9 protein-coding genes are annotated in these 12474 nt (G+C 69.0%); 3 read left to right on the top strand and 6 right to left on the bottom strand.

Annotated features, from left to right (window positions below; genetic code table 11):
• The first annotated feature begins 225 nt into the window (after positions 1-225).
• The 3 genes from AC2YHT_RS01255 (at position 226) to AC2YHT_RS01265 (ending at position 3949) form a co-directional block, all read left to right on the top strand.
• Positions 226-1863: a phytoene desaturase family protein gene (locus AC2YHT_RS01255; RefSeq protein ID WP_487287784.1), complete on the top strand. Its 1638-nt coding sequence runs from the start codon at positions 226-228 to the stop codon at positions 1861-1863.
• A 172-nt stretch (positions 1864-2035) separates the two neighbouring features.
• Complete coding sequence (locus tag AC2YHT_RS01260) at positions 2036-3175, top strand: aromatic ring-hydroxylating oxygenase subunit alpha (protein WP_487287785.1); 1140 nt, start codon at positions 2036-2038, stop codon at positions 3173-3175.
• Between the two features lie 186 nt (positions 3176-3361).
• Entirely contained in the window at positions 3362-3949 is a 588-nt protein-coding gene (locus AC2YHT_RS01265) for a TetR/AcrR family transcriptional regulator (protein WP_487287786.1), read from the top strand.
• 266 nt (positions 3950-4215) lie between these two features.
• On the opposite strand, the gene AC2YHT_RS01270 is transcribed toward AC2YHT_RS01265, so the two are convergent.
• From AC2YHT_RS01270 to AC2YHT_RS01295, 6 genes are all read right to left on the bottom strand, one after another.
• Positions 4216-4461, bottom strand: coding sequence for a hypothetical protein (locus tag AC2YHT_RS01270; protein WP_487287787.1), 246 nt, complete (start codon positions 4459-4461; stop codon positions 4216-4218).
• A gap of 154 nt (positions 4462-4615) precedes the next feature.
• Positions 4616-5908, bottom strand: a complete 1293-nt coding sequence (locus tag AC2YHT_RS01275; protein WP_487287788.1) for a Xaa-Pro dipeptidase — start codon at positions 5906-5908, stop codon at positions 4616-4618.
• Positions 5909-5918: 10 nt separating this feature from the next.
• Positions 5919-7226, bottom strand: coding sequence for an APC family permease (locus AC2YHT_RS01280; RefSeq protein ID WP_487287789.1), 1308 nt, complete (start codon positions 7224-7226; stop codon positions 5919-5921).
• Positions 7227-7307: 81 nt separating this feature from the next.
• The gene (locus tag AC2YHT_RS01285) at positions 7308-9644 is read right to left on the bottom strand and encodes a TonB-dependent receptor (RefSeq protein WP_487287790.1); all 2337 of its coding nucleotides are present in this window, start codon (positions 9642-9644) and stop codon (positions 7308-7310) included.
• Positions 9645-9779: 135 nt separating this feature from the next.
• Positions 9780-11801 (bottom strand): tetratricopeptide repeat-containing sulfotransferase family protein, encoded by a 2022-nt coding sequence (locus AC2YHT_RS01290; RefSeq protein WP_487287791.1) that lies wholly within the window; start codon positions 11799-11801, stop codon positions 9780-9782.
• Positions 11802-11911: 110 nt separating this feature from the next.
• The gene (locus AC2YHT_RS01295) at positions 11912-12448 is read right to left on the bottom strand and encodes a hypothetical protein (RefSeq protein WP_487287792.1); all 537 of its coding nucleotides are present in this window, start codon (positions 12446-12448) and stop codon (positions 11912-11914) included.
• Positions 12449-12474: the final 26 nt, after the last annotated feature.

Genomic DNA, 12474 nt, shown 5'->3' on the forward strand with positions numbered 1-12474 from the left:
GGGAGGGGCCCGCGCCGCAAGGCGTGGGAGGGTGAGAGGTTTCACCGCCGGCAGGTGGAACCTCCAGGCCCGCGCCTAAGCCCGACAGTTTGAAACCCCTCACCCTCCCACTGCTTCGCAGCGGCCCCCCCCTCTCCCTATGGGAGAGGTTTCTCCGCTCGCCGCTGGACTATTTTACACTCGTATAGCAACCTCTCTCCCAGACGCCTCCTGGGGAGAGAGACGATGACCGACACCCGCGACGCCGTGATCATCGGCGGAGGCCATAACGGCCTCGTCTGCGCCTTCTACCTAGCCCGGGCGGGCATGAAGGTCACCGTCTGCGAGGCCCGGGGCGTGGTCGGCGGGGCGGCCGTGACCGAGGAGTTCCACCCGGGTTTTCGCAACTCCGTGGCCAGCTACACGGTCAGCCTGCTCAATCCGCGGGTCATCGCCGACATGGACCTGCACGGGTTCGGCCTGACCTTCCTGGAGCGGCCGATCTCCAACTTCCTGCCGATCTCCGACAACAAATACATCAAGCTCGGCGGCGGCCTGGAGCGCACCCAGGAACAGTTCCGCAAGTTCAGCCGCCGCGACGCCGAGGTGCTGCCGGCATATTACGCCATGCTCGACGAGATCGGCGACGTGCTGCGCGACCTGGCCCAGGAGACCCCGCCCAATCTCGGCGACGGCCTGCCGGGCGTCCTGCGGGCCCTGCGCCAGGGCGGGCGGCTGGCCATGCTGTCGCGGGAGCGCAAGCGCGACCTGCTCGACCTCTTCACCAAGAGCGCCCGGGATTTCCTGAACGGCTGGTTCGAGAGCGAACCGGTCAAGGCCGCCTTCGGCTTCGACGCCGTGGTCGGCAACTACGCCAGCCCCGACACCCCCGGCTCGGCCTATGTGCTGCTGCACCACACCTTCGGCGAGGTGAACGGCAAGAAGGGCGCCTGGGGCCACGCCGTCGGCGGCATGGGCGCGATCACCCAGGCCATGGCGAAGGCCTGCGAGAAGGCCGGGGTCGAGATCCTGCTGAACGCGCCGGTCGAGGGCGTGCACGTCGAAAACGCCCCTGGGGGCGGAAAGGCCGTAGGCGTACAGCTGGTCGACGGCCGCCAGATCATGGCCCCGATCGTCAGCGCCAACGTCAATCCGGCCCTGCTCTACAAGAAACTGGTCGCCCCCTCGGCCCTGCCGGCCGATTTCCGCAAGGCGATCGACGGCTACAAGAACGGCTCGGGCACCTTCCGCATGAACGTGGCGCTGTCGGAGCTGCCGGACTTCACCGCCCTGCCCGGCAAGGCCACGGCCGAGCATCACCAGAGCGGGATCGTCATCGCCCCCAGCCTCGACTACATGGATGCCGCCTATCGCGACGCCAAGGCTGGCGGCATGAGCAAGGCCCCGATCGTCGAGATCCTGATCCCCTCGACCATCGACCCCACCCTGGCCCCGCCCGGCCAGCACGTGGCCAGCCTGTTCTGCCAGCAGTTCGCCCCGACCCTGCCCGACGAACGGTCCTGGGACGCCGAGCGCGAGGCGGCCGCCGACCTGATCATCGACACGGTCGACAGGTGGGCGCCGAACTTCAAGGCCTCGGTGCTGGGCCGGATGATCCTGTCGCCGCTGGACCTGGAGCGGAAGTTCGGCCTGGTCGGCGGCGACATCATGCACGGCAACATGTCGCTGGATCAGCTGTGGGCCGCCCGTCCGCTGCTGGGCCACGCCAGCCACCGGGCGCCGATCAAGGGCCTCTACATGTGCGGGGCGGGCACGCACCCCGGCGGCGGGGTGTCGGGCAATCCGGGCCGCAACGCCGCCCGCGAGATCCTGCGCGACAAGGATTTCACCACGGCGGTGAAGCTGGCCGTGGTGGGGCGGTGATGGGCCGCGCGCTTCTCCCTTCCCCCTCGATGGGGGAAGGGCCGGGGATGGGGGTGACCACGGCGGCGGCCGTCGCACAGGCCGCGCCTCTTTCGGACACGCTGTCACCCCCACCCCTGCCCCTCCCCCATCAAAGGGGGAGGGATCGCGCTTTCTTCGGAGAGGTTCCGCGATGAACATGATCTCCAATCACGACCCCCAATCCGACTGGGGCCTGCCCGGCTGGATCTACGGCTCGGAGCGGTTCTTCCGCGAGGAGCAGGACAAGGTCTTTCGGCCGTCGTGGCAGATCGTCTGCCACCTCAACGACATCCCGAAAGCCGGCGACTTCCACACCTTCGACTTCGTGGGCGAGAGCCTGGTGGTGGTGCGCGGCAAGGACGGCGGGGCCAGGGCCTTCGCCAATGTCTGCCGCCACAGGGGCGCGCGGCTGCTGGACGGGCCGACCGGCCGCTGCGGCCGCATCGTCTGCCCCTACCACGCCTGGACCTACGACCTGGAGGGCCGGCTGATCGGCGTGCCGATGCGCGACGACTATCCGGCGCTGGAGATGGACAAGCAGGGCCTGGCCAGGCTGGACCTGGAGATCTGGCGCGGCTTCGTCTTCGTGCGGCTGGAGGGAGACGGCCCCAGCGTCGCCGACATGATGGCCCCCTACGAGGCCGAGGTCGCCCACTACCGGTTCGAGGAGCTGCAGCCGTTCGGCCGCGTCACCCTGCGGCCGCGCGACGTCAACTGGAAGAACATCAGCGACAACTACTCCGACGGCCTGCACATCCCGATCGCCCACCCGGGCCTGACCCGGCTGTTCGGCAAGGGCTATGGCGTCGAAGCCGAAACTTGGGTCGACAAGATGTGGGGCCAGCTGATCGACGAGCCGTCAGGCAATCCGTCCGAGCGCCTCTATCAGGACATCTTGCCCGACGTTCCGCACCTGCCGGACGACCGCAAGCGCCTCTGGACCTATTTCAAGCTCTGGCCGAACTTCGCCTTCGACATCTATCCCGACCAGGTGGACTTCATGCAGTTCATCCCCGTCTCGGCCACGACCACCATGATCCGCGAGATCGCCTACGCCCTGCCCGACGAGCGGCGCGAGATGAAGGCGGCGCGCTATCTCAACTGGCGCATCAACCGCCAGGTCAACGCCGAGGACACCGAGCTGGTGGCGCGGGTGCAGCAGGGCATGGCCTCGCGCACCTTCACGGCAGGGCCGCTGGCGACCAGCGAGGTGTCGTTGCGCAGCTTCGGCCGCAAGCTGCGGGCGCTGATCCCGGAAAGCCGCCTGCCTCGGCCGCCGGAGGGATGGTGAAGGCCTCTTCCCCAAACCAAGCCCGTCATCCCGGCCGCAGCGCAGCGAAGAGCCGGGACCCAGGGGCCGCCGCATCGCGCCGGCGACCGGGAGGGCGGCTAACCCAACCTCGGCGCCCAGTCCCCTGGGTCCCGGATAGCCGCTGCGCGGCTTCCGGGATGACGAGCATTTTTGGGTCTTGAGACCATGACCCGCGCACCCTTCACCCGCGAAACCCCCGACGTCCGCCGCCAAGCCCTGGTCGCCGCCGCCGAGGCCGTGCTGGCCCGCGAAGGCGTGGCCGGAACCTCGGTGCGGACCATCTGCGCCGAGGCCGGCGTCTCGCCCGGCCTGCTGCGGCACTATTTCGAAGGCGTGGACGAGCTGATCGCCGCCGCCTACGAGGCCGTGGACCAGCGGATCGACGCGGCGCTGGAGGCGGCCGTGGCGGCGGCGGATCGCGATCCCCGCGCGCGGCTCTCGGCCTATCTGGGGGCCAGCTTCACACCGCCAGTGCTGGACGCCGACCTGCTGGCCGCCTGGATCGGCTTCTGGAGCCTGGTCAAGACCAAGCCCCGCATCGCCGCCATCCACGCGGCCTCCTACGCCGCCTACCGGGCGCGGCTGGAGACCCTGCTGGCCGACTGCGGCGCGCGCGACCGCAGGCTAGCGGCGATCGGCCTGACGGCGATGGTCGACGGGCTGTGGCTGGAGCTTTGCCTGGACCCCAGCACCTTCTCGCCGGTCGAGGCGGTGCGGGCGCTGGAGACGGCCGCCGGCGCGTGGCTAGGCTGAAGAAAGACTGGCTCCCATTGGCGTTGACCAAACACCTCCCCCGTAGCGAAGCGTGCGGGGGAGGTGGCGCGGCGCCATCGGCGCCGTGACGGAGGGGGCGACCGCGCGCTCAGCGCCCAGTCTCGCCCCCTCCACCACTTCGTGGTCCCCCTCCCCCGCAAGCGGGGGAGGAGCAGGCACGCCAACCTTCTGAAACAGCCCAAGAAAAAGCCGCCCCGACGGCGTCGGAGCGGCTTGGAAGTCAGCCTAGATTGAAAAATTCGGGATCAGGCCGCGGCGGCGGCCGCGCCGGCCAGGCCCTTGCGGCCCCAGGTCGGACGGCGGGCTTCCGGCTCGGCGATGTGAACCTCGGCGTAGCGGCCCTGGCTGGTCATGTGGCGGGCCAGAAGCTGGGCCAGGGCCACGGCTTCGTGCTGGCTCGGGCAGGAGCTGATCAGCTCGGGCGAGTCGTTCCAGGTCACGTGCCAGACGCCGGCGACCGGACGGACGTAGTAGTGGTTCGAGTCGGCCATGGGGAGGCTCCTTGATCGAGGCTGACGCCAGCCTCCCCCCACGGGCGGCTTCGCGACAGCTGTATCAATGCTGCACAGCAACATCGAGTTGCAGCGCACAATGCACACGCCGCGCCAGGTCTCAAGCGGTTAATTTTTTGGCGCCAAGGGAACCCTAATCTTTGTAGACGACCCCGCCCTTCATCACCTTGGCCACGTCCTGCAGCACCCCGACATCGGCCAGCGGATCGCCGGCCACCGCGATCAGATCGGCGTAGCAGCCGGCTTGGTCGCAGCCGACGTCCTTGTCCTCGCCCATCAGGGCCGCGGCGCTGGTCGTCGCCGACTGGATCGCCTGCATCGGCGTCATGCCGTAGCGGACCATGTAGGGCAGCTGGCGGGCGTTCCAGCCGTGGGGGTAGACGCCGGCGTCGGTGCCGTAGGCGATCTTGACCCCGGCCTTCACCGCCTTGCGGAAGCCGTCCCGCTGGGCGTCGGTGGTCTCGCGGTTCTTGCGCAGGGTCTCGGCCGGCCAGCCGTTCTTCGTGCCGATCTCGTCGATATAGTCGCCGTTGTAGATGTCGGCGACCAGCCAGGTTCCCCGGGCCTTCATCAGGGCGATGCCCTCGTCGTCGATCAGCGAGCCGTGCTCGATCGAGCGCACCCCGGCCCGCACCGCCACCTTGATCCCCTCGGCCCCGTGGGCGTGGGCGGTGGCGTAGGTTCCACGCTTGGCGGCCTCTTCGACGGCGGCCTCGATCTCTTCCTTGGATAGCTCCAGCTGGCCGGGCTCGGTGCCGACGGTCAGGACCGCGCCGGTGGCGATCAGCTTCAGGAAGTCGGCGCCGTGCACCAGGATGTCGCGGGTCTTGCGATGGGTGTCGGCCACGTCTTCCACGACGCCCCGGCGCATCTCGGCGGGGATGATCACGTCGGCGGCGATGCCGGTCACCTCCCCGCCCCCGCCGGGCGTCGTCACATAGGCCCCGGCCACCGACATGCGCGGTCCCGGGACCAGGCCCTTGTCGATGGCGTCCCTCAGCGCCACGTCGCCGAAGGCCCGCCAGGTGCCGACGTCGCGCACGCTGGTGAAGCCGGCCATCAGGGTCGTGCGGGCGTGGGCCGCGCCGATATAGGCCTGCTCGGCGGCCGTGGTCAGCAGCGGCTCGGCGATGTTCTCGGTCTGCTCCTGGTCGACGATGTGGGTGTGCATGTCGATCAGGCCGGGCAGCACGGTCAGGGCCGACCAGTCCAGCACCGGACCGTCGGTCGGGGCGCCGCTCCAGGCGGTGACGGCGACGATGCGCTCGCCCTCGATGCGGATCAGCCGGTCGGTCAGCACCTTGCCGGCGACGGGATCGATCAGCCGCCCGGCGTGGACGTAAGACACCTTGGGCGCCTCGGCCGCCAGAACCGGAACAGCCGTCAACGCCGCCAGGGCGACGGCCAGGGTCGAACGCAGCATCATGCGATGAGCCTCACGCACGCGCCGCACGGCGCATCAGCAGATGGACGGGAACGCCGGCGGCCAGCAGCACCAGGCCCCACAGCACCGCTTCCTTGCCGGCGCCGAACAGGGTGAACACCGCATAGAGTCCAGCCAGCACGGCGACGACGGTCAGCAGCCGCGAGCCCGGCACGCGGCCGGCGTGCTGCAGCTTCAGCGCCGCCAGGGCGCAGGCCAGATAGGTGAACAGCGAGGCCGTGGTCGCCAGCAGGGCGATGAAGGTGAAGAGGTCGGCCATCGACTTGGCGTAGTTGATGCCCACCAGCACGCTCAGGAACAGGCCCGAGACCAGGTGCGCCCGCACCGGCGTCCCCCGGCTGGACGACTTGCCGAGGAAGGCGGGGAACACCCCGCCCCGGGCCATGGCGTAGGGCATCTCGCCCTGCAGCAGCACCCAGCCGTTCAGGGCCCCGAAGGCGCTGATGGCGGCGAAGGCGGCCACGGCCATGGCCGCGCCGCTCCCCCAGAACCGACCGATGAACTCGGCCATCGGGGCGTTGGAGGCCTTCAGCGCGTCGGGCGGCGACAGCAGCACCACCGCCGAGCAGACCAGCAGGTAGACGCCCCCGGTGAAGGCCGCGCCGAACAGGGTGGCGCGCGGGATGGTGCGGGCCGGGTCCTTGACCTTGTCGGCCGGCACCGTGGCCGACTCCAGGCCAAGCAGGGCCCACAGGGTCAGGGCCGAGGCGGCGACCAGGCCCGGGCCGCCCAGGTCGGAGACCCGCAACGGCGCGGAGACGGCGGTCGATCCGGCCTGGGTCAGCAGCCAGGCCGACAGGCCCAGCACGGCGGCCAGCGGCAGCAGCTTGAGGACGGTGGTCACCACCTGCACCTCGCCGGCCAGCTTGGCGCCGAAGCAGTTCACGCCGATCAGCCCCCAGATCAGGCTCAGGGTGACCAGGGCGTGCAGGCCAGGAACCTTGGCGATGGCCGGGACCAGCACTGACAGATAACTCACGGCTCCCGTGGCGATGGCGGCGTTGCCGACCCACAGCGAGATCCAGTAGGCCCAGGCGACGATGAAGCCCGCCGCCGGCCCGAAGGCTTCCTGGGTATAGGCGTAGGGGCCGCCCTCGCGCGGCAGGGCCGCCGCCAGCCGGGCGAAGACGAAGGCCAGGCACAGGCCGCCGGCGATGGTGACGATCCAGCCCAGCACCCCGTTCCAGCCGTACGGGGCCAGCGAGGCCGGCAGCATGAAGACGCCCGAGCCGATCATGTTGCCGACGACCAGGGCGCTGCACATCCAGAAGCCGAGGGCCTTGGGCGCGGGCGTACTCATAAGGTCATGCTTTCACCAGCACGAGGAACGCGCAACCGCCTCCGTCCCGAAGGACGGAGGCGGCGCATGCGACGTCCGCGATCAGAACTTCTGGCCGAACTTCAGGCCCATCGTTCGTGGCTGGTTGGGGATCACATAGACGTTGTCGCCGCACACCGCCTCGGCGCACTGGACGAAGCGGTTGTTGCTGGCCCGCTTGTCGGCGACGTTGGTGATGTAGGCCGACAACGACCAGGTGTCGCGGCTGAGACCCGCCGACAGGTCGAAGGTGACGAAGCCGCCGCCCGTCCCCAGGATGCCGGACTCGTAGTCCCGCAGGTCGGAGAAGACGTCCGACTGGCCGACCCCCGAGCCCTGGACGAAGGCCCTGAACGAACCGGCGTCGAACTCGTAGCGGGCCGTGACGTTGGCCTTGTACTTGGGCGTCACCGGCAGGCGCGTGCCCGACGGCGCCTCCGGCGTGGCGCAGGTGGTCACCGGATTGCCGGCGCTGTCGGTGAAGCCGCAGTAGTTCTCGGCCAGCCGGGCGTCGGTATAGGCGGCCGCGGCGTTGATCGTCAGACCATGGATGACGGCCCAGGTGATGTCGGACTCCAGGCCCTTGATCTCGGCCGCGCCGGCGTTGCGGATCTCGGTCAGGCCATTGGGGCCGAGGATCGAGAACTGGAACTTATCCCACTTCTCGAAATAGGCCGCGCCGTTCCAGCGGAAGCGGTTCTGGGCCCAGCTGGTCTTCCAGCCGAACTCGTAGTTCTTCAGGTAGTCCGACAGGTACGGCGCCAGGGTGCCGCGCCGGTTGATGCCGCCCGGCCGGAAGCCTTCCGAGTAGGTGACGTAGACCAGCTTGTCGTCGTCGACCTTGTAGGTGAGGTTGAACTTGGGCGTGTTGCCCGTCTCCTTCACCCGCTTGTCGAGGTTGGTGCAGGGCGAGCCGGCGACGACCGGCCCCTTGAAGCACGCCCCTACGCCCGTGGTGCTGCTATAGCCCGATCCATAGCCGTAGAAGCCGACCAGCGAGTTGTCGGCCTTGAAGAAGCGGATGCCCGCCGTCGCCGTCAGCTTGGGCAGGATGTCGAACGACACCTCGCCGAAGGCGGCGCTGTCGCGGTCGACGCGCTTCTGCTCGGTCAGCCAGATGGTGCCCGGATGCCCCTCCACCGACAGCGACTCGCCCAGGGCGTCGATCTTGTAGTCCTGATGGATGCCGTGGGTCTGGCGCTGGTAGAACAGGCCCGCGACGAAGCGCAGGCGGTTCTCCTGCGGCGAGGACACGCGCAGCTCGTGGCTGACCTTGGAATAGCGGTCCTTGCCGTTGATGTACTGCGAGGGATCGACCGGATTGCCGGCGTCGTCGGTCCAGTAGGCGCCGTAGCCGTACAGCGTGTCGTAGAAGTAGGAATAGTCGGTGTAGTCCTGCTCGGTCAGCACCGTGCGTTCCAGGTAGGAGCCGGCATAGACGATGTCGAGGTTGCTGATCTTGCCCTCGACGGTCAGGGCCGCCTGCACCCAGCGGTCGTCGGCGCTTTCCGGATAGTAGTGGCTGATCTCCAGGTCGCCGACCTCGGGATCGTAGCCGGCGAAGCCGTTCGACTTCTGCACCTGGCCCATGACCTGGGGCGTGATCGACCAGTTGTCGCCAATATCGACCTTCACCGCCGCGCGGGCGCCGTAGGTCTCGGTGTCGTTGTAGTCCTTCTTGGCCACGCCATCGTTGTCGATGGTGACGCCCGAGGTCGGATAGGTGCGGGTCGACGGCACGTTGTCGATGTAGCCGCCGGTGCGCTTGCTCCAGCCGACCAGGCGCACGGCGACCGTGTCCGACAGCGGCTGGTTGACGAAGCCCTCGGCGACATAGCCCGCATCGCCGCCAGCGATCGTGTTGACCTCCAGGTCGTAGCCGGCCTTGAAGCTGGCGGTGCTGGGCTTGTTGGTGATGATGCGGATGGTGCCGGCCTGCGAGCTGGCGCCGTACAGCGTGCCCTGCGGTCCGGCCAGGGCCTCGACCCGGGCGATGTCGTAGACGTGGATGTCGAGCGCGCCCTGGATCGTGGTGATCGGCTGCTCGTCCAGATAGATGCCGACGCTGGGCAGCGAGCCCGAGTGGTTGCCGTCGCCACCGCTGGCCACGCCGCGCATATAGACCTGGTTGAAGCCCGAGCCCGAGCCGGTGAACGACACGCTGGGCAGGAACTTCACATAGTCGGCGAAATTGGTGACCTGCAGCTGCTGCAGCTTGGTCTCGCCCAGCGCCTGAATGCTGACCGGCACGTCCTGCAGGTTTTCCGAACGCTTCTGGGCGGTGACCACCACCTCTTCCAGCGCCACCCCGCCGTCCTGCGCCAGAGCCGCTCCCCCGAGCGCGCTTGACGACATCAGGGCCGTGACCAGCAGGCCCGACCTCATTGTTTTTGAACGCATAATCGGCACGTGTTCACTCCTTGGCCCCAAGGAGAACAACGTTCTTTCAGTTAATCTGAGGTCGCAAGCAGCAAAGCTTCACGTCGGCGCAATTCATGAGACTGTTGCAAAAACGGCAGTCTCGGAGCCCGGTGGTCAAATAACGGGCGCGGCGGGATAGGCGGTCAAAACCGGCCCGAGGGCCGCCTTCAGCGGATCCAGCCACGGTTCATAGTTGCGCCACTGATCGACGCCGTCCTTGAAAATCGGCTGGCGCACCTGCTCGGAGCTGGCGGTGCGCACGGCGCGGTCGTTCTGGTGGAAATTCAGGCATGCGTCCTCGAACGGCAGGCCGCAATGGACGAGCAGCCGCCGGATCTCGGCCTCCGGCGACTCGACCATCTCCTCGTAGATCACCCGGTGCACGCGCCCCGGCAGCACGGCGTCGAAATGGGCCATCAGGTCCACATAGTCGGCGTAGTAGCGGCCGATGTCGGTCAGGCCGTAGCTGAAGGTCTGGCCCCGCGCGAAGTGCTGCTTGAACCCCGAGAAGCAGCAGCCCAGCGGATGGCGCCGGGCGTCGATGATCCTGGCGTTCGGCAGCATCAGGTGGATCAGCCCGGCGTGCGCGAAGTTGTTGGGCATCTTGTCGACGAAGAACGGCCGGTCGGTCTTTCGCTGCACCCGGGTGCGTTCGAGATACTCCTCGCCCAGCGCCTTCAGCGCCTCGGCGTCGAGGCCGGCCAGGGCCTCGGGATAGGCGCTCGCCCCGCCGTTCCCCGGCTTGCCCCCCAATCTCTTGGCGATGGCGATCACATCGGGCAGCTCCATCGTGCCCTCGACCTGGGAGTGGCTGGCCAGGATCTGCTCGATCAGGGTCGAGCCCGAGCGCGGCAGGCCGACGACGAAGATCGGATCGGGCGCAGCGCAACCCTGCCCCGCTCGCTCGGCGAAAAAGGACGGCGTGAACAGCGCCTTGCTGCGCGCCGCATGGGCCGTGGTCTCGTCGGCGTCGTAGCGGATCTGCACCCGGCGCAACTCCGCGCCCCTGGCGTAGTGGCCAAAGCTCTCCTCGTAACGGCCGGCGTCCTCGAGCGCCTTGCCCAGGGCGTAGTGCAGGTGGAAGCGGTCCTCGTCGACCAGGTCGGCGACCGCCAGCTGGCCTTCCATCGTGGCTAGGTCGGCGTCGGAGAAGCGCAGGGTCTTGAGGTTGGCCAGGCTCCACCAGGCCTCGCCCAGCATCGGCGCCTGCTCGACGGCCTTGCGATAGGCGGCCTCGCACTCGGCGCGGCGGCCCAGGGTCTTCAGCGCGTGGCCGTAGCTCATCCAGCCCTTGGGCTGATGCGGATGCCGGGCCAGCACGTCGCGATAGATGCCGACAGCCGCCTCATACTCGCCGATCCGCACCAGGGCCGCGGCGCGCAGGTTGGCGTAGGCCGGATGGCGCGGGTCAGCCGCCTGCAGCAGGTCGAGCTCGGCCAGCGCTTCCAGGGTCTTGTTCTGGCGATAGAGCAAGGTCGCCAGGTTGTGGCGGGCGGCGGTGAAGCCGGGCGTGAAGGCCAGGGTCTGGGTCAGGATCCGCTCGGCGTCCTCGTAGCGGCCCAGGCGCGCGGCCACCTCGGCCAGCATGCGCAGGGCGGCCGGCTCGTCGGGCCTGGCCGCCAGATAGGTTCGCAGGCCATGCTCGGCCTCCGCCAGCCGTCCCTCGACCAGGGCCGAGGCCGCGGCGATCAGGGCCGGATCGCGCACCGAGGCCTGGATCTGGCGGTCGCCGGCGTCCTGCGCGCCAGCCATGTCGCCCAGCACGGTCAGCCCCACCGACAGCGCCCGCCAGGCCTCGCCGAGGCCAGGGTTCAGCGTCGTCGCCCGCCGCAGCGCCGCCACCGCCTCCTGGGTGCGGCCAAGATCCAGCAGCACGAGACCGTGCTCCAGCTGCACCTCGGGGGCCTGTGACAGCGCGCGCGACAGCGGGTCGATCACCGGCAGGGCGGCGGCCGCGTCGCCCGACAGCCGCAGGGCCGCGGCCAGGATCAGGATCGCGCCGGGATGACGGGGCGCGGCCTCCAGGATCGCCAGGGCCTGCTCACGCGCCAGTTCGGGATCATGCGAAAGCAGCCGCGCCGCGTGGGCGAGCGCCGTGGCCAGACTGCCCGTCGGCTCCGAAACCTGCCCCTGCATCTCACCCCGCCACGCTTCGTAACCAGGGTATCGGAGGGCGACGCTGGTCGGGTGTCAATCAGGCCGACGGCCAACGGCGCGAGGCGAAGGCGATTGCCCGGCGCGCGGGCCTAGGCGGGGTCCGGGGAAGCAGGCGCGCCGAACACCGGCAGAATGATCGGCCGGCTCAGGTTGCGGCCCCGCACGCCGCTTTCGAGAAAGGCCTCGCATTGCGGAAAGAGCCCGGCCAGCCGCCGGGGCAGCCTGGCCGAGGCCTTCGCCGACCAGAAGCGGTTGGGCGCCAGCCAGGGCTTGCCCCAGAAATGATAGTACTTGCCCTTGCGCGGCACGAGATTGGCCTGGTCGAACGGCCTCTGCTCGCCGGCCCGCTCCCGCTCGACGGCCACCTGGAACCGCGAACCCCGATACTTGTCGAACTGGATAGTGACCGACTTGAACAGGCCCTGCTCGGCCTTCTCCAGACGGATCTCCAGACCGCTGACCACGCGGCCGCGATCCCCGCATTCGAGGGTCACGGGAACATAGCCCGCATCGAGAAACCTCTGGAGAAACACCGTCTCCACCTGTTCGGCCAAGCCGCCGGTCCTGGGCCCGCACAGCCGGACCCATTTGGCGAACCGCTTGGGGCGCTGATAGGCCAGGGTCATGAGGAGTTCCCGGAGGCAGGGCTGGC

The sequence above is a fragment of the Caulobacter sp. SRI_008 genome (assembly GCF_057586355.1).

Coding starts and splice junctions, on each gene's coding strand:
- AC2YHT_RS01295 (WP_487287792.1), bottom strand. CDS start 12,448: ATGACCCTGGCCTATCAGCGCCCCAAGCGGTTCGCCAAATGGGTCCGG.
- AC2YHT_RS01270 (WP_487287787.1), bottom strand. CDS start 4,461: ATGGCCGACTCGAACCACTACTACGTCCGTCCGGTCGCCGGCGTCTGG.
- AC2YHT_RS01285 (WP_487287790.1), bottom strand. CDS start 9,644: ATGCGTTCAAAAACAATGAGGTCGGGCCTGCTGGTCACGGCCCTGATG.
- AC2YHT_RS01260 (WP_487287785.1), top strand. CDS start 2,036: ATGAACATGATCTCCAATCACGACCCCCAATCCGACTGGGGCCTGCCC.
- AC2YHT_RS01290 (WP_487287791.1), bottom strand. CDS start 11,801: ATGCAGGGGCAGGTTTCGGAGCCGACGGGCAGTCTGGCCACGGCGCTC.
- AC2YHT_RS01275 (WP_487287788.1), bottom strand. CDS start 5,908: ATGATGCTGCGTTCGACCCTGGCCGTCGCCCTGGCGGCGTTGACGGCT.
- AC2YHT_RS01265 (WP_487287786.1), top strand. CDS start 3,362: ATGACCCGCGCACCCTTCACCCGCGAAACCCCCGACGTCCGCCGCCAA.
- AC2YHT_RS01255 (WP_487287784.1), top strand. CDS start 226: ATGACCGACACCCGCGACGCCGTGATCATCGGCGGAGGCCATAACGGC.
- AC2YHT_RS01280 (WP_487287789.1), bottom strand. CDS start 7,226: ATGAGTACGCCCGCGCCCAAGGCCCTCGGCTTCTGGATGTGCAGCGCC.